This is a genomic window from Amycolatopsis antarctica, from assembly GCF_002262875.1.
GTDB classification, from domain to species: Bacteria; Actinomycetota; Actinomycetes; order Mycobacteriales; family Pseudonocardiaceae; genus Amycolatopsis; species Amycolatopsis antarctica.
Map to the genome: position 1 here is coordinate 20,201 of NZ_NKYE01000011.1, position 15,682 is coordinate 35,882.

17 protein-coding genes are annotated in these 15,682 nt (G+C 71.7%); 9 read left to right on the forward strand and 8 right to left on the reverse strand.

Annotated features, from left to right (window positions below):
• The first annotated feature begins 237 nt into the window (after positions 1-237).
• The 3 genes from CFN78_RS18115 (at position 238) to CFN78_RS18125 (ending at position 3,789) form a co-directional block, all read left to right on the forward strand.
• The gene (locus tag CFN78_RS18115) at positions 238-819 is read left to right on the forward strand and encodes a TetR/AcrR family transcriptional regulator (protein WP_094864027.1); all 582 of its coding nucleotides are present in this window, start codon (positions 238-240) and stop codon (positions 817-819) included.
• Between the two features lie 87 nt (positions 820-906).
• Positions 907-1,731 carry an FHA domain-containing protein gene (locus tag CFN78_RS18120; protein WP_094864028.1) on the forward strand — a complete coding sequence of 275 codons (825 nt, stop codon included), beginning with the start codon at positions 907-909 and terminating at the stop codon, positions 1,729-1,731.
• A 57-nt stretch (positions 1,732-1,788) separates the two neighbouring features.
• Positions 1,789-3,789, forward strand: a complete 2,001-nt coding sequence (locus CFN78_RS18125; RefSeq protein WP_094864029.1) for a serine/threonine-protein kinase — start codon at positions 1,789-1,791, stop codon at positions 3,787-3,789.
• 82 nt (positions 3,790-3,871) lie between these two features.
• Here CFN78_RS18125 and CFN78_RS18130 read toward each other — a convergent pair whose 3' ends face one another.
• Positions 3,872-4,648, reverse strand: a complete 777-nt coding sequence (locus CFN78_RS18130) for a heparin lyase I family protein (protein ID WP_094864030.1) — start codon at positions 4,646-4,648, stop codon at positions 3,872-3,874.
• Positions 4,649-4,787: 139 nt separating this feature from the next.
• Here CFN78_RS18130 and CFN78_RS18135 point away from each other — a divergent pair, with 139 nt between their 5' ends.
• A complete protein-coding gene (locus CFN78_RS18135) occupies positions 4,788-5,120 on the forward strand; it encodes an ArsR/SmtB family transcription factor (RefSeq protein ID WP_094864031.1) in 333 nt (110 codons plus the stop codon).
• Positions 5,117-5,506: a VOC family protein gene (locus CFN78_RS18140; RefSeq protein WP_094864032.1), complete on the forward strand. Its 390-nt coding sequence runs from the start codon at positions 5,117-5,119 to the stop codon at positions 5,504-5,506. Before CFN78_RS18135 ends, CFN78_RS18140 begins: the two co-directional genes overlap by 4 nt.
• An 89-nt stretch (positions 5,507-5,595) precedes the next feature.
• Here the strand turns inward: CFN78_RS18140 and xylA are convergent, their stop codons facing one another.
• Positions 5,596-6,774 carry a xylose isomerase gene (gene xylA, locus CFN78_RS18145; protein ID WP_094864033.1) on the reverse strand — a complete coding sequence of 393 codons (1,179 nt, stop codon included), beginning with the start codon at positions 6,772-6,774 and terminating at the stop codon, positions 5,596-5,598.
• Positions 6,775-6,886: 112 nt separating this feature from the next.
• Here xylA and CFN78_RS18150 point away from each other — a divergent pair, with 112 nt between their 5' ends.
• Entirely contained in the window at positions 6,887-8,089 is a 1,203-nt protein-coding gene (locus CFN78_RS18150) for an ROK family transcriptional regulator (RefSeq protein WP_094864034.1), read from the forward strand.
• 57 nt (positions 8,090-8,146) lie between these two features.
• Here CFN78_RS18150 and CFN78_RS18155 read toward each other — a convergent pair whose 3' ends face one another.
• Positions 8,147-8,533, reverse strand: a complete 387-nt coding sequence (locus CFN78_RS18155) for a DUF5997 family protein (protein ID WP_094864035.1) — start codon at positions 8,531-8,533, stop codon at positions 8,147-8,149.
• A 57-nt stretch (positions 8,534-8,590) separates the two neighbouring features.
• Between CFN78_RS18155 and CFN78_RS18160 the strand changes: the two genes are divergently transcribed.
• Entirely contained in the window at positions 8,591-9,340 is a 750-nt protein-coding gene (locus CFN78_RS18160; RefSeq protein ID WP_094864036.1) for a LysR family transcriptional regulator substrate-binding protein, read from the forward strand.
• Between the two features lie 402 nt (positions 9,341-9,742).
• Positions 9,743-10,126, forward strand: a complete 384-nt coding sequence (locus tag CFN78_RS18165; RefSeq protein ID WP_094864037.1) for a hypothetical protein — start codon at positions 9,743-9,745, stop codon at positions 10,124-10,126.
• Positions 10,127-10,181: 55 nt separating this feature from the next.
• Here the strand turns inward: CFN78_RS18165 and CFN78_RS18170 are convergent, their stop codons facing one another.
• The 4 genes from CFN78_RS18170 to CFN78_RS18185 form a co-directional block, all read right to left on the reverse strand.
• Positions 10,182-11,057, reverse strand: coding sequence for an alpha/beta fold hydrolase (locus tag CFN78_RS18170; RefSeq protein WP_094864038.1), 876 nt, complete (start codon positions 11,055-11,057; stop codon positions 10,182-10,184).
• Positions 11,054-11,479 carry a helix-turn-helix domain-containing protein gene (locus CFN78_RS18175; RefSeq protein ID WP_165777609.1) on the reverse strand — a complete coding sequence of 142 codons (426 nt, stop codon included), beginning with the start codon at positions 11,477-11,479 and terminating at the stop codon, positions 11,054-11,056. The genes CFN78_RS18170 and CFN78_RS18175 overlap by 4 nt, the downstream gene beginning before the upstream one ends.
• A gap of 105 nt (positions 11,480-11,584) precedes the next feature.
• Positions 11,585-12,487: a serine hydrolase gene (locus tag CFN78_RS18180; protein ID WP_094864130.1), complete on the reverse strand. Its 903-nt coding sequence runs from the start codon at positions 12,485-12,487 to the stop codon at positions 11,585-11,587.
• On the reverse strand, positions 12,484-13,374 hold the full coding sequence (locus tag CFN78_RS18185; RefSeq protein ID WP_094864040.1) for a LysR family transcriptional regulator: 891 nt from the start codon (positions 13,372-13,374) through the stop codon (positions 12,484-12,486). Before CFN78_RS18185 ends, CFN78_RS18180 begins: the two co-directional genes overlap by 4 nt.
• Positions 13,375-13,455: 81 nt before the next feature.
• Between CFN78_RS18185 and bla the strand changes: the two genes are divergently transcribed.
• Positions 13,456-14,382 (forward strand): class A beta-lactamase, encoded by a 927-nt coding sequence (gene bla / locus CFN78_RS18190; RefSeq protein ID WP_094864041.1) that lies wholly within the window; start codon positions 13,456-13,458, stop codon positions 14,380-14,382.
• A gap of 89 nt (positions 14,383-14,471) precedes the next feature.
• Here bla and CFN78_RS18195 read toward each other — a convergent pair whose 3' ends face one another.
• Positions 14,472-15,617 (reverse strand): glycerate kinase, encoded by a 1,146-nt coding sequence (locus tag CFN78_RS18195; protein ID WP_094864042.1) that lies wholly within the window; start codon positions 15,615-15,617, stop codon positions 14,472-14,474.
• Between the last annotated feature and the right edge of the window lie 65 nt (positions 15,618-15,682).

A 15,682-nucleotide genomic window follows, 5' to 3' on the forward strand; every position in this document is an offset into this window, starting at 1 on the left:
ACCCGCGGCGTAGCTTGAGTGGTGGGGGCTGTGCCGAGTTCGGCTCGACCGGGACTGAACCGGATATTCATCCGCTTCATGCGCAACGCTAGCGGAGGAGAATCCGCTCCGCAACGAAGCCTCCGACCTGGAGCTGCTCAAACTCAGGCGCTCCGTGCACTACATTCACCATGCCGCACGACAACGAGCGTGGCGACCAGGGCGAAACGGCGAGGACAGCGAGGCAACGGGAGGGACATGACGACCGGATCGGTCAGCCCCCGGCGCGCGGACACCCGGCGCAACAACGAGCGCATCCTGGTGGCGGCCGCCGAGTCACTCGCCGGATCCGGCGAGATCTCGTTCAACGCCATCGCGAAACGGGCCGGGGTCGGCGTGGGCACCGTGTACCGGCACTTCCCCACCCCGGAGGCGTTGATCCTGGCCGTCTACCAGCGCGAGGTACGGCACCTCGTCGAGGTCGTGCCGACCCTGCTCGAGACGCACCCGCCGGACCGGGCGTTCCACGTGTGGACGACCGATCACCTTGCCCACTACATGATGACCAAACGCGGCCTCGCCGACGCTCTGCACGCGGTGACGGCAGCCAAGGGCAGGTTGCCCGCGAGCGCCTACACGGCCATGGTCGGTGCGGTGTCCACCCTGTTGCGGGCCAACGCGGAGGCCGGGAACACCCGCCCCGACCTCGATCCGGAAACCGTCCTGCGAGGACTGGCCGGGCTGCTGCACCTGGACCCTGGCGGCGAGTGGCGCAGGCACGCCGCGGACCTGGCCGACCTGCTGTGGCGGGGGATGCGCGCGCACGACTGCGACCGGTGACCTGACCGGACGGCACCCGGCGACCGCTCGCCCCGACTGCTCGCCACTACCGTCGCCGGACGACTCCGTAGCCGAGAGGAGGAGCCGATGCCGGAAGCCCTGCCGCCAACCCCCGAGGGTGTGCGCCTGCTGGCCGCCGAGACGGGAAGCCTGGCGCGAGGCGTACCGCCGGTGCGTGCGGGCACCCTGTTCGTCCTGTCCAGACACGGTGGCATCAGTGTGCCCGCGACCGCGCCGATGGAGGTGGTGTTCGGCCGCAGGGAGCCCGACGTGCACGTGTGCGTCGGGCACGACGACCGGCACGTCAGCCGCAGGCACGGGGTGATTCGGCACGACGGCGCGCACTGGACTGTGCGCAACGAGGGCCAGGCCCCGATCCGGTTCCCCGGCTCCCAGCTCCTGCTCGGCGGCCAGGAGGAACTGCTGCCCGCTGCCTACACCCCGCTGTTCATCGTCACGCCGGAGCGGGAGCACCTGCTCGAGGTGCGCGTGGCGGGGACTCCGGCGACGCCGGCCCGCCCGCAGCACGACGCCAGCACCACGAGCCCCGTGACCTGGGTGCTCAGCGAACCGGAACGCCTGGTACTGGTCGCGCTAGGGCAGCGTTATCTGCGCCACGAAGCCCATCCCCAGCCCGCGTCCTGGAGCGCGGTGACGGAGGAACTGGGCGCGCTTCGTCCGGGCGAGCACTGGACGGACAAGCGCGTCTCGCACCTCGTCGCCGAGGTCCGCAGGCGCCTGCGTGAGCAGGGAGTCGCGGGGCTGACCCGGGACGAGGTCGGCGAGCCGGTGGGCAACGCGCTCAATCACAACCTGCTGGCCGAACTGCTGATCAGTACCACGCTGGTGCCGACGGACCTGGCCGTACTGGACGGTTCGGCGGCCGAGAATCCCCGATCCACGCCGGAATGACTGTGCCATAATGATCTCCGTGAGCAGACCGCCCGCGACGTCTGCGGCCGGACCCCGATGACCGGTGACGGCAACGGCCGGATCGGAATCGGCTCCGTCGTACTCGGCCGCTATCGCCTCGACGAGCAGATCGCCGCGGGCGGCATGGGGGTGCTGTGGCGAGCGACCGACACGGTGCTGGACGGCGTGGTCGCGCTGAAACGAGTACCCGCCGCCCATCTCGACGACGAACAGGCCGCCGCCATCAGGCAGCGCACGCTGCGCGAGGCCCGGCTCGCGGCCAGGCTCCGGGGGCACCCGAACGTGGTCGCGCTCTACGACGTACAGGTCGACGACGGTGACGTCTGGCTGGTCCTGGAGTACGTCCCCTCGCGAAGCCTCGCGGAACTGCTTACCGAGCAGGGCACGATCGGCCAGGACGAGGTCACCCGGATCGGCATCGCCCTCGCCGGCGCGCTGGCCGCCGCGCACGAACTGGGGATCCAGCATCGGGACGTCACCCCGGCCAACGTGCTCGTCGGGGCGGCGGGCGGGCCGGTGAAGCTGGCCGACTTCGGCATCGCGCATTCCACCGGTGACGCCAGGCTCACCCAGCCCGGCGCGGTCATCGGCACGATCTGCTACCTCGCGCCGGAGATCGCCAGAGGCGGGGAGCCCACCCCCGGCTCGGACGTGTTCAGCCTCGGCGCCACCCTGTACGCGGCGCTGGAAGGCACGCCGCCGTTCGGACGCGACGACAACCCGCTGACGATGCTGCGCCTGGTCAGCACCGGCATCATCCGGCCGCCGGAGAACGCGGGACCACTGCGCCCGCTGCTGCTGCGGTTGCTCGAACTCGACCCGGCCACCAGACCGGACGCGGCGACGGTCCGGGAATCCCTGCGCCGCACGTGTGAGCCGGGCGAACCGAGCCCGTCCCCACCGCCTGCCGCCGGCCCGGCCGCGGGAACGGGCGACCAGGACCCGGTCACCGTCGCGCCGCCTCTGTCCGCCGCACCGGAACCGGCCGGGCGCAAGCGCCGCGTGCACGGGACCTGGCTGGCCGTCGCCGTGGTGGCGACGGTCGCCGCGGTCCTGCTCACACTGACCACAGTGGACGGTGGCGACGGCGGCCCCGGCCCCGCCCCGGCCGGGGAGCCCGGCGGGATCGCTCTGCCCGCCGACGTCGGCGCGGTGGTCATGGGCGACCAGCCGGAGACGGTGGACGCCTGCCCGCTGCTCGATCCCGCGGCACTGGCCGGGTACGGCTCCGTCGAGATCGTGCGCGGTTCGGCCCTGTTCGGCTGCTTTGCCAGGATCTCCGGCCCGGCCGGGGAGGAGTCCGTGGTCGGCTTCGAGATGAGCGAGCCGACCAGGAAGGAGTACGACCACTCCGACGACGGCACCGAATACGATCTCGGCGGCGTCCAGGTGTATCAGGGCGCGCTGGAACAGAACGGCCCGGCGAAGTCGTGCAAGGGGCTGATCGTCCTCTCCGACAACTCGGCCTTCTTCGCCACCGCCTACCCGAGGAGCCGGGGAGAACGGGGACCCGACCCGTGCGCGCTGATCGCCGCCGCGAACGCCTCGGCGGCGAACCACCTCGCCCAGCGGGGCGTCCCGCACACCGACTACGCGGGCGCCTACTCGCTCAGCGCGTACGACAGTTGCGACCTGGTGGACGACGCGACCCTGGAAACCGTCAAGGACCTGAACCGGGCGTCCTACTACGGCGAGTTCGCCCACTGGGGCTGCAAATGGGGCACCGATCCGGAGGACGAGGGGTTGCCGGCCGTGGAGGTGCGATTCCTGCTCACCTCAAGGGAGCGCTTCGCCGACCCGGGCGACCAGCAACCGGTCACCATCGCCGGCAGGCAGGCGTTCCGCACCGAGCCCGATGCAGAGGACGACGGGAACACCTGCACGATCCACCTGCCCCAGCAGGACCAGCCGAACGCCGAGGGCACGTTCCAGGTGCTACAGGTTCAGGCGAGGGTGCCGGAGACACGGGACCGGCAGTGCGGGTACGCGGAATCCGTCGCGGCCGCCGCCCAGGCGAAGCTCGACGGCCGGCCCTGACCCGCTCGCGGGCACGACGCCGTCCCGGGTGGAACGGCGGCGCCCGGTCACCCGGCGCGCCGCCGTTCCACCACGGTGAGGATCAGGCGGTGACCGATTCGTAGGTGGTGCCGATCCGGTGGGCGTTCTGGAAGACCGTCAGCGGCGGGATCGACGCGCTGCAGTACATGGTGGCGCCCTTCCAGTACGAGTTGCCGCCGTTCATCGTGGCGCACGGGGGCGCGAATCCGGCCAGCACCTGCTCGCCGTTGACCCACACCTCCAGCAGGGACTTCGCCGGGTCCGTGGAGAAACGCACGCGGTACACCAGGCTGTAGACGGTGTCCACGGCGACCTGGGTCAGTTCCTCGGCGTAGGCGTCGCTGTCGCCACGAACCGACAGCGTGCCGTTGACGATGTCGAATTCGATCGGCGGCGAGCCGCTGTCGCTGCCCTGATGGATCTGGTTGACGATGCAGAACGGATTGTCCTGGTCCACCGGGAAGTCCGGATCGAGTACGAAGTCGACGCGGAAAAACAGTTCGGTGCCCTCCCCGCAGTCGTCACCCGCCCCCGGCGCCGCCTCCCACCGGGTCTGGTTCTCCTCCAGCGAGATCCGCAGTGCCCTGCCGAGTTTCGGATGGTCGACCACCGGCATGCCGGGGCCGTCGTTCTCGATGTCCCCGTCGCCGTACTGGATCTGCACGTTGCCGAAACCCGCGCCGTAGGAATCGTCCGCTGTGGACAGATCCGCCGCCCACAGCAGGTTCCGCGCCGAGGGAGGTGCGATCCGCGGCTGGGCGGCGGCAGTTCCGGTACCGATCAGCGCGGTGCCCACCGCCGATGCCGCGCCCAGCGCGAGAAACGATCTGCGATCCATCAGAACTCCTTACTCCGGTGACGTCCCAGTAGCGGTCTTCAGGTGTACCGGGTTTGTTCCGGGACCGGTCCCGGAACAAACCCGGTAGCACCCGGCGGGTCATTTGACAGGCAAGTGCCTACTTGCGTAACTTCGGCGTATGGGAGACGTCTTCAGGGCATTGGCCGATCCCACCCGCCGGACGATCCTCGACGAGCTGACCGACCGGAACGGGCAGACACTCTTCGAGATCCGCGCCCGGCTGGTCACGCGCCACGGGCTCGGTTCGTCGCGGCAGGCGATCTCCCAGCACCTCGAGGTTCTCGAAGCCGCGGGCCTGGTCTCGACCAGGCGTGCGGGCCGGTACAAGTTCCACTACATCGACACCAGGCCACTGGAACCGATCATCGAACGGTGGCTGCGCAGGCCGGGCCACGACACCGGTGACCACTCCGGTGGCACCGACACAACGGACAGGAGGGGGCCGACATGAGGATCAACCTCGCGAGCGTGCTCGTCGACGACCAGGAGAAGGCACGGCGGTTCTACACCGAGGTGCTGGGTTTCGTGACCAAGCACGACATCCCGATGGGCGGGGACAGGTGGCTGACCGTGGTGTCCCCGCAGGCACCGGACGGCACCGAACTGGTGCTCGAACCCAGCGGCCACCCCGCGGTCCCACCGTTCAAGGAGGCGCTGGTCGCCGACGGAATCCCCTACACCTCCTTCGCCGTCGACGACGTGGAGGCCGAGTACCGGCGACTGCGCGAGCTCGGGGTGCGCTTCACCCAGGAACCGACGAACATGGGGCCGGTGACCACCGCGGTACTCGACGACACCTGTGGAAACCTGATCCAGATCGCACACCACAGCGGGTAGCCGCACGGGGTTTCCCACCCGGCGCCATCGGGTGGGAAACCCCGTGCCACGAGGGCCTTGCAGGACGGCCGGCGGCCGCTCTGCCGGCCTCAGCCGATGAGGTGTTCGAGGGCCAGTTGCTGCAGGCGGACGAAACCGAAGTCGCGCTCGGCCGCGATGTCGGGGTCGAAGCCGTCCTCCGTGGCGAGGAGATCGGCGATCGATTCACCCTCGTTCAGCGTGGGTTCGGCCAGGGACAGCACGCCCGCGTACCGGATGGCCTCGGTGACCCGCGGATCGGCACGGAACGCGGCGGCCTTGTCGGCGAGCATCAGGTAGGTCGACATGCACGCCCTGGCCGATTCCCACACGCCGTCCATGTGCTCGGTACGGGACGGTTTGTAGTCGAAGTGCCTCGGCCCGGTGTAACCCGGCACCTCGGGATATCCGGGAAACCCGTTCTCCAGCAGATCCACGGTGAAGAAGGCGGAGATCAGGTCGCCGTGCCCGAAGGCCAGGTCCTGGTCGTACTTCAGGCCGCGCTGGCCGTTGAGGTCGATGTGGAAGAGCTTGCCGGCCCACAGCGCCTGGCCCAGCGTGTGGGTGTAGTTGAGGTTGGCCATCTGCTCGTGCCCGGTCTCCGGGTTGAGCCCGACGATGTCACCGTGCTCCAGCTCCGCGATCAGCGCCAGCGCGTGCCCTGCGGTGGGCAGGAAGATGTCGCCGCGGGGCTCGTTCGGTTTCGGCTCCAGGGCGATCCGCAGGTCGTACTTCCGTTCCTTGATGTAGGACGCGACGGTGTCCAGCCCCTCCTTGTAACGCTCGAACGCCGCGTAGACGTCTTTGGAGCCGTCGTACTCGCTGCCCTCGCGGCCGCCCCACATCACGAAGGTCGTGGCGCCCATCTCCGCCGCGAGATCGACCGCGCGCAGGATCTTGCGCAGGCCGAACCTCCGAACACCCCGGTCGTTGCTGGTCAGTCCCCCGTCCTTGAAGACGGGGTGGCTGAAGGTGTTCGTGGTGACCATCTCGATCACCAGGCCCGCGGCGTCGGTGGCTTCCTTGACCCGGCGGCAGATTCGCTCCCTGGTCGCCTCGTCGGCACCGAACGGGATGACGTCGTCGTCGTGGAAGGTCACCCCCCACACGCCCAGTTCGGCCAGCTTGCCGATGTACTCCCACGGCTCCAGTGCCGGCCGGGTCGGCACGCCGAACGGGTCCGTGCCCGTCCAGCCGACCGTCCAGAGGCCGAAGGAGAATCGGTCGTCCCTGGTGGGGGTGCGCGTCATCGCGAACTCCGATCGTCGTGGCCCCGCGGCGGCGAGCACCCGGAATAAGTTCTACGATGAAACTAAAGACGGTACGGCGGTGCCGTCAAGCGCCGGACGAGCGGAGGTCAGGATGAACGGAACCGCCGACGGACGCGGCAACGCCTCACAGGCGAGCCTGCGCGAGGTCAACCTGGCGCTCATCGCCACGACCGCCTTCGCCGCGCCGGAGCCGCGGTCCCGGGCCGAACTCGCACAGCGGACCGCGCTGAGCCGGGCGACGGTCTCCCGCCTGGTCGACGAACTCGTCCGCGGCGAGGTTCTCGCCGAGCAGGAGCGCTCCACCGCCGGGGCGCGGGGCCGTCCGGCCGTGCCCCTGGTGCCCTCGCCGGCCCGCTTCGTCGCACTGGGGCTGCAGGTCAACACCTCCCGGCTCACCGCGCGGGTCGTCGACCTCACCGGGGCGACCGTCGCGCAGCACTCACAGGCGGGCGACCTCGTCGGCTCGGACCCGGCGGAGGTTCTCGGCGAACTCGGCTCCATCGCCAGCCGGCTGATGGCCCGGCTCCCGCGGCACCAGCGACTCGCCGGGGCGGGCCTCGCGCTCCCCGGTATCGTCTCCACCCCCTCGGGTCGTCTGCTGCGCGCCCCCAACCTCGGCTGGGCGGAGGTCGACGCCGCGGAGCACCTCCGCACGGCGCTGGGCCCGGTCCGGCTCCAGGTCGGGAACGAGGCGGATCTCGCCGCCCTGAGCGTCGCCAGGGCCCGGCCCGGTGTCCCCGGAGCGAACCGCGACTTCATCTACGTCTCCGGGGAGATCGGTATCGGCGGCGCCGCGGTCCGCGACGGTGCCGTACTCCGCGGCAGCCACGGCTGGGCCGGGGAGATCGGTCACGTGTGCGTCGATCCGAACGGGCCCGCCTGCAGGTGCGGCGCGAACGGGTGCCTGGAGTCATTCGCCGGACGGCGGGTACTCCTCGCCGGGGCCGGACTCCCGCCGGACGGATCGCCGCACGACGTCCTCGCGAGAGCCGGCGCCGGTGACCCCGGGACGCTGGCAGCCCTCGAGCGTGCCGCCGACGCCCTCGGTACCGCCGTCAGCAGCGCGGTCCACCTGCTCGACCTGCCCGCCGTCGTGCTCGGTGGCGACCTGGCGGTGATCGGCCCGCTGATCCGGGACCGTGTCGAGGGGGTACTCGCCCGCCGGGTCATCTCCAATCCGTGGGCCGCCGTCGACATCGTCATCGGCTCGGGCGACCCCTCGGACGCGGCCACGGGGGCCGCCCTCGCCGAACTCGAGCGGGTGGTGGCGAATCCGGCCGCCTACCTGAGCTGAGCCGACGCGCTACCGGTCCACAGTGGACAGCAGCCGTACGTGTCCGGCAGCGACCGATCAGGAGCGACCGGTCTCGGCGTTGTTCTCCTTGGCGCGCAACGCTTCCCTGCGAACCTCGGCCTTCGTGTCACGCTCGCGCCGCAGCCACTCCGGGCTTTCCGCCTTCAGCGCGTCGACCTGCTCGGTGGTCAGGGCCTCGCTGATGCCGCCACGCGCCAGGCCACCGATCGAGATGCCCAGCTTCGCCGCGATCACCGGCCGGGGGTGCGGCCCGTTGCGGCGCAGATCCCGCAGCCATTCGGGCGGATCGGCCTGCAGCGCGTTCAGTTCGTCGCGCGAGACGACACCCTCCTGGAACTCGGCCGGGGTGGCCTGGAGGTACACACCCAGCTTCTTCGCCGCCGTCGCCGGCTTCATCGTCTGCGGGGTCTTCTGCGCCATCATGGCGCCAGGGTATCGGGCACGCGCACCCGGCCTGATCACGGCCGGTAATCTGACCTCGTGACAGGCACGGACGCACCCCGATCGTTCGGACTCGCCTACGTACCGGGGGTGACCCCGGCCAAGTGGGTGCGGATCTGGCACGAGCGGTTGCCGGACGTCCCGCTCGACCTGATCAGGGTGCACCCCGGGGAAGCCGCCGACCTGGTACGGGCGCGCGGGGCCGACGCGGCCCTCCTGCGGCTACCGATCGACCGGACGGGCCTGCACGCCATCCCCCTCTACACCGAGACGACCGTGGTCGTGGCGCCGAAGGACCATCTCGTCGCCGCCGCCACCGACGAGGTGTCCACAGAGGACCTTGCCGACGAGGTCGTGCTGCACCCGGTGGACGACACCATCGACTGGGAACGGCCACCCGGACGTCCCGCGATCGAGCGCCCCGCGACGACCGCGGACGCCGTCGAACTGGTGGCAGCCGGAGTCGGGCTGCTCCTCGTCCCGCAGTCGCTCGCCCGCCTCCACCACCGCAAGGACCTCACGTACCGGCCGTTCCCGGACGCACCCGAGTCGAAGGTCGCGCTCTCCTGGCCGGACGAGGAGGAGACCGGCGAGTTGATGGAACAGTTCATCGGAATCGTCCGCGGACGCACCGTCAACAGCACCCGGGGGCGTCCACACGCTCCGGCGGAGCGTGCGCGCCCGGACGCCGGTGCCCGCCGGTCACCAGCGGGCACGTCCGCGGGCGGCAACCGGCGACGTGGTTCCGGTGATCCCCGCAAGCGCGGAAAACCACGCCGCAGGCGGTGACGCCGAACGGCCATCGCCCGTCGAATGGCCACGCCCGTATTACGGTCCGGCTCGTTTCCCGCGATACCGCCCCGATCGCCCCCGCGGTTTGCCACGCTGCGTCCGTGCAGGTGATCCGGATCCCCGAGCTGCGGGCCATGACCTCCACCATGGAGGTCACCGAAAGGATGGCCGCGCTCGCCGATGCCGCTCCCGACGTACCGTTCGACTACCCCGGGCCGGTCCCGCCCTCCCCCGCGCGACTCGACGCGGTCACCGCCCCCTGCGGGAGCACCGCATCCACCGCGCGCCCGGCCGGGCCGAACGCTACGTGCGGGTGCCGCACGGCGCGGACGCGGCTCGTACCGACGCCGAGCTCACGGCCGTGGAACGCGAACTGACCGAACTGGAAGGGGCGATCCGGTGACCTGGATCTGGATCGGAATCGCGGTGGCGCTGGTGGCGGCGGGCGCGCTGGTACCAGTACTGACCGGACGCAGGAAGCGGGCGCTGCGCAGCAACGACGAGGCGGTCGCCGCCCGGTCGCGGTACCACCAGCTCGGCCACTACGTCGAGGACACCGTGGTCGCCGCCGAACAGCTGGACGATCCTCGGGCGGCCGCGCTGCTGCGCACGGCACGCGAGCGCTGGCTCTCCGCCGGAGCCGCGCTCGCGGGTGCGCGTACCGAGGCCGAGTTCGAACACGCCGAGGACGTCGCCGTCGAAGGACTGGCGGCGGTCGCCGAGGCCTACGGCCGACTCGGGCGCACCGGACCGCGGCTGCCGGACCGTCGGCGCGACCGCTGAACCGCCACGCGACCGCACCGGGCAACGGCTGCCGTGCCGGCCCCGGCTCTTCCGCTCACGCGACTCCCCCCGGCGCGGCGCCGGCCAGGAAGGCGAGTTCGGCCTCGGGCCGGGGCGGGACCACGTGGCCGACCCCGGGCAGCAGCCGCACCGTCGCGTGCGGCACGGTCGCCGCGATCCGCCGCGCGGTTCCCACGGCGTCGAACAGGACGTCGCGTTCGCCGGCGAAGACCTGCACCGGCATCGTGAGCCTGCGCAGCGTCACGTCGCCGAATACCGGCAGTTCCTCGCTGCGGTACCGATAGTGTCGCGACACCAGCAGCACCTGGTCGAGGAACGCCTCGGCCTCCGCCGCCTCCATCGCCGGCACGCCCGGGCCGAGCATCCCCGTCACGGTCTTGCGCTTGCCCCAGCGTCCGAGCGAGTTCAGCAGGATCGCGGCGAGCAGGAAGCCCCTCTTCTGCCTGCCGATGCCCGTCGGGCAGAACAGCGAGAGGCGGTCCACCCGCTCGGGCCGCCGGGTGGCGTAGTCCACCGCCAGCCAGCTACCCAGGGAGAAGGCCATGATCGGTACCCGGGCCAGTTCGAGGTGGTCCAGCACGGCGTCCAGCCACAGCGCATAGGCGTCCGAATTCATGTCCGGGCGGGACGGGGCGCTCAGGCCGGGCTCGCCGATCATGTCGATCGCGTACACCCGGAAGTGCCGGGCGAGTTCGGGGATCCTGCTCGCCCACTCCGCGGAGTTGCTGCCCGACCCGTGCAGAAGTACCAGTGGCGGAGCGGTCACCTGGCCGGAGGCGATGACGAAGGTCTCGCCTTCCGGGGTCGGTATTCGCCACTGGTCGTTGTCCACCGGCCACAACGCCAGGTTGGCCAGGTATCGCTCACGCACCAGCAAGCCCCCGGCCTCGGATCGGTATATCCCACTCATGTTCCCGGTTCCTCCACGATGGCGTTGATCAGTTCGAGTACGTGCGCGGTGGCACTCAGGTCTCCGACGACCACGACCTTCAGCCGCGCCCGCCGCGGGTCGTAGATCGTGTCCACCCGCAGGCGCTGCGCACGGTCCGGGCGGCCGGAGGCAGCGGCGGTCAGCAGTGTGCTGACCCGGTCCGCCGTGCCGGGGTCCACGGACTCCACCTCGACGATGCTCGTCGCCTCCACCTGGCGGCCCGCGGACGCCTCCCCGGCCGGACTCCCGGTGAACGCCTCCAGATCGGCACGCGCGATCCGGTACTGCTTGCCGATCCGGACGGCGTGCAACCTGCCGTCCCGCACGTAGTTGCGCACCGTGCGGACGTGCAGGCCCAGCAGTTCGGCGACCTCGTCGGCCGTCAGCAGATCCTGCCTCACACGAAGGACCATATTCTTCCCTATCCTTCCTTGTCTGCTGATTTATAGGGTGTTTCACGGAATGCTGCTGGCGCAGTAAGGTTCCGGTCGCGCCGTCCGGATACCTCACTGGTGCCGCAGATGGTCCCGTAGCGTGCGGGCCACCCTGGCCATCAACAGTTCTGCCTCGGGCTGGGCGGCCGCCGCCACCCGCGACTCGGTGAGCACGGCGACGGCGAACGCCTGCCCGTCGGCGTGCTCTACGACGCCGACCTCGTGCCGCAGGTTGAGCAGGGTGCCCGTCTTCGACGACCAGGCCGAGGCATCCGAGCTGAAGTCCGGGGCCAGGCGGTGCCGCAGGAGGTTGTCCCGCATCAGCTCACGCACCCGGGCGGCCACCCCGCCGTCGATCCTCGACGGGAACCACACCTCCCCCAGCAGGTCGGCGAACGCCAGGGCCGTGCCGGAGTTCGCCCGGCTCACGTCGAGCTGGGCCACCGGATGCCCACGGCCCGCGGTTCCCGCGCCGATCGCCAGTGAGTGGGCCAGATGCACGTCGCCGCCCTCGAGCCGCTCTGCCGGAGTGGTGGTGAGCTCGTTGATCGTGTGCCTGGCGACGATCCCGTGCAGGCCCCACCCTCGGATGGTCCGCGTGACCTCCGCGGGCGGGGTCAAGGTGAACAGTGCGTCCGCCGCGACCCCGTCGCTGACCGACGTGCTCAGATACACCAGGTCCTCCACGGCGATCCGGGCCGGGTGCCGGAACCGGCTCAGCCCGGTCGGACCGGGAGTGGTGATCCGGCCGGGCTCCACCGGTAACCGCTCGGCTCCGTCGAGCTCGCCGCGCCGGATCCGGTCGAGGGTGACCAGCGCCAGCGGGATCTTGATCAGCGAGGCGACCGGGAACATCAGCTGTGGCTCGATCCCGATCTCCTCGCCGGAGGCCAGGTCGCGCACCAGGAACGAGCCGCGCAGGCCACCCTCGTCGAGGTCGGAGCGCAACCGCCGGATCAGCGGATCGGCGTTCACCCGGCCGCCTCCGCCGCCGTCGGGACGCCGAGGCACCGGGCGATCCCGGTCCACACGAGCGTCCGGAGCCGTTCGGCGTCCTCCGCGGCCGTGGCGGTGGCATCGAAACCGCGGGCGAGGCCGGGCAGCTCGCCGATCAGGCGCCACCGCAGCCCCAGTTCCCCGGCCTGCGCGGCGGAGCACAGCAGCAGGTCCGCGGAGCCGAGCACCTCCGCCGCCGCCGAGGTCAGGGCGTCGGCCACCGACACCTGGGCCGGTGGGAGCCCCACCGCGTCACCGCCCCGGGTGACGACGTCCCGAACGTGGGGGACGTCGTCCTCCGGCTGGATCCAGACCCGGCGGCGCGGGCCACCGGAACGGCCGACCCGCAGGGACTCCAGGTACACAGCTCCGCGCCGCAACGCGGTGCCCCCGGCCACGCCCAGCGGCACCGTCCAGACGCCGTCCTCCGCCGGCACGGCGACCAGCGCGGCGCGTACGTCCTGCTCGCGTACCAGTTCGGCCCTTTCGGCGGGCGGCGCTCGACGGAACTCCAGGAACAGTTCGTGTGCCCGCGCCTCGACGTCCAGATCGACGAGCCCGCGGGTGGTGCAGACCTCCGGAACGGCCAGCCGCACCGGCCGGAGCCTCGCCCGTGTCGCGTCCTGCTCCAGCACCTCCGCCAGCCGGACCAGGCGGCGCGCCGAGGGCAGCATCTCCCGGCCGAACGGGGTGAGCCGGGCCCGGCGGGCCGTGCGGTCGAACAGCCGCTCGCCGAGGTGCCTTTCCAGCGCCGCCACCCGGCGGCTGGCGACCGACTGGGGTATCCGTGCCGCCGCGGCACCACGGGTGAAGCTGCCGGTCTCGCTCACCCGCACGAAAGCCCGGCAGCAGCCGATGAGATCCACCCGGCCATCGTATGCCGATACCGCATCGAACCGATCGATTCCGTCTTCGACCGGATCGGCAGAACCGGCCAGACTACGATCATGATCCGACCGACAGAGTCCCCGGCGCGTCTCCGCCGGGCCGCGGCCACGGCGCTGACCTGCCTCCTGCTGCCGGGGTGCGCCGCCCCCACCGCACCCGGAGCGGAAGGCCCCGCCGCTGCACCGCCGACCTCCGCGGCCGCCACCCCGGACGTCTTCGGAGGCCTTGAACGGGAGTTCGACGCCCGGCTGGGCGTGTACGCGGTGGACACCGGCACCGGTCGCGAACTCGCCTTCCACGCCGACGACAGATTCGCCTTCGCCTCCACCGTCAAGGCTCTCGCCGCCGGAGTCACGCTCCAGCGGAACACGCTCGGCGAACTGGAGGAGCGGGTGCGCTTCGGCCCCGGGGACCTGGTGCCGCACTCGCCGGTCAGCGAGCGGCACGTGGACACCGGGATGACCCTGCGGGAGGCGATGGACGCGGCCCTGCGGTACAGCGACAACACCGCGCTGAACCTGCTCCTGCCGGAGATCGGCGGGCCGGACGGACTCACCGCGGCCCTGCGCGGCATCGGCGATGCGACGAGCCGGTCCGACCGGACGGAAACCGAACTCAACGAGACCGCACCGGGCGATCCGCGGGACACCAGCACCCCACGCGCACTGGCGGGCAGTCTGCGCGCGTTCGCCCTCGGCGACACCCTGCCGGAGGACAAGCGAGCGGTGCTCACCGAGTTGCTGCGGACCAACACGACCGGCGAGACGCTCATCGCTGCCGGTGCGCCGGACGGCTGGGTGGTCGGCGACAAATCCGGGGCAGCCGATCACGGGACCCGCAACGACATCGCCGTGCTCTGGCCACCGGACCGCGCGCCGGTGGTAATGGCCGTCATGTCCGACCGGCGGGCCGAGGACGCGGAGTACGAGGACGCGCTCGTCGCCCGCGCCGCGACCGCCGCGCTCACCGCGCTGGCCCCGGGCTGAATCCGGCGTGACTCCGAGGGCGAACCCCGCCGCCCCGAACATCCACATCGGACAGCAGGACGGCTCGGACGGCTGTCGTGGTGGCGCGTTCAGCCCGGTGGCCGCACGCCGGACAGCCGGTCCGCCCCGATCGCCGCCCCGATGCGGCGCAGCAGCGGCACCGGCTCGGCGATACACACGGCGAGATCCGGTTCCAGGTCGGTGAGGGTGTACACACCGAGAATCCCGGCCGCCGCCAGGGATTCCCGGGACAGGTCGCTGCGCCCGGCGACGGCGACGACCGGGACTCCGTGACTACGCGCCACGCGAGCGACCCCGGCCGGTCCCTTGCCACGCAGGGTCTGCTCGTCCAGGGCGCCCTCACCGGTGACCACCAGCGCCGCGCCGGGCACCAGCGTGTGGAAGCCGACGAGCTCCAGCACGGTGTCGATGCCCGGCCGGAAGTGTCCACCGAGAACCGAGAGCAGTGCGTATCCGGCGCCTCCGGCGGCCCCCGCACCGGGCCGGTGCGCGCCCTCGGTACCGAGCGCCGCGGTGACCCGGTCCGCCCACCGGGTGAGCGCGGCATCCAGCAACGCCACCTGCCAGGGCGTCGCGCCCTTCTGCGGTCCGTACACGGCGGCGGCGCCGTCCGCACCGTGCAGCGGGTTGTCGACGTCGCTCGCGACGGTGAGCGTCGCGTCCCGCAACCGGGGGTCCAGGCCGGCCAGGTCGACCCGGTCCAGGTCCGCGAGCGCCGCGCCACCGGGAGGCAGTTCGCCGCCCGCCGAATCGACCAGTCGCGCGCCGAGCGCCCTGAGCAGGCCGGAGCCGCCGTCGGTGCAGGCGCTGCCGCCGAGCCCGACCACCAGATCCCGGCATCCGGCGTCCAGCGCGTGCCGGATCACCTCGCCGGTCCCTGTGCTCCCGGCGGTGAGCGGGGCGGGCCGTCCGCCGGGCAAGCGGGCCAGGCCGGAGACGTCGGCCAGTTCGACGACGGCCCGGGTACCGAGCCGGGCGAAGGCCGTGTCGACCGGCTGCCCCGCGGGCCCGGTCGCCACCACCGGAACCCGGTGGTAACCGGCGGCGACGGCCGCGTCCAGCGTTCCCTCGCCACCGTCGGCGACGGGACATTCGGCGACGTCCAGGTCCTCGCGATGTTCGCGCAGGCCGTACGCCACGGCGGCCGCCACACCGGCCGCGGGCAGGGAACCTTTGAACTTGTCGGGCGCCACGAGCACACGGGGCGGCGTCATCCGTCAACTCCCTGCGGTACGCCGGTGCGGGTCCTTCGCACAGTACGTGCCCGCCCGTGCCCGAA

Coding starts and splice junctions, on each gene's coding strand:
- CFN78_RS18115 (WP_094864027.1), top strand. CDS start 238: ATGACGACCGGATCGGTCAGCCCCCGGCGCGCGGACACCCGGCGCAAC.
- CFN78_RS18120 (WP_094864028.1), top strand. CDS start 907: ATGCCGGAAGCCCTGCCGCCAACCCCCGAGGGTGTGCGCCTGCTGGCC.
- CFN78_RS18125 (WP_094864029.1), top strand. CDS start 1,789: ATGACCGGTGACGGCAACGGCCGGATCGGAATCGGCTCCGTCGTACTC.
- CFN78_RS18130 (WP_094864030.1), bottom strand. CDS start 4,648: ATGGATCGCAGATCGTTTCTCGCGCTGGGCGCGGCATCGGCGGTGGGC.
- CFN78_RS18135 (WP_094864031.1), top strand. CDS start 4,788: ATGGGAGACGTCTTCAGGGCATTGGCCGATCCCACCCGCCGGACGATC.
- CFN78_RS18140 (WP_094864032.1), top strand. CDS start 5,117: ATGAGGATCAACCTCGCGAGCGTGCTCGTCGACGACCAGGAGAAGGCA.
- xylA (WP_094864033.1), bottom strand. CDS start 6,774: ATGACGCGCACCCCCACCAGGGACGACCGATTCTCCTTCGGCCTCTGG.
- CFN78_RS18150 (WP_094864034.1), top strand. CDS start 6,887: ATGAACGGAACCGCCGACGGACGCGGCAACGCCTCACAGGCGAGCCTG.
- CFN78_RS18155 (WP_094864035.1), bottom strand. CDS start 8,533: ATGATGGCGCAGAAGACCCCGCAGACGATGAAGCCGGCGACGGCGGCG.
- CFN78_RS18170 (WP_094864038.1), bottom strand. CDS start 11,057: ATGAGTGGGATATACCGATCCGAGGCCGGGGGCTTGCTGGTGCGTGAG.
- bla (WP_094864041.1), top strand. CDS start 13,456: ATGATCCGACCGACAGAGTCCCCGGCGCGTCTCCGCCGGGCCGCGGCC.
- CFN78_RS18195 (WP_094864042.1), bottom strand. CDS start 15,617: ATGACGCCGCCCCGTGTGCTCGTGGCGCCCGACAAGTTCAAAGGTTCC.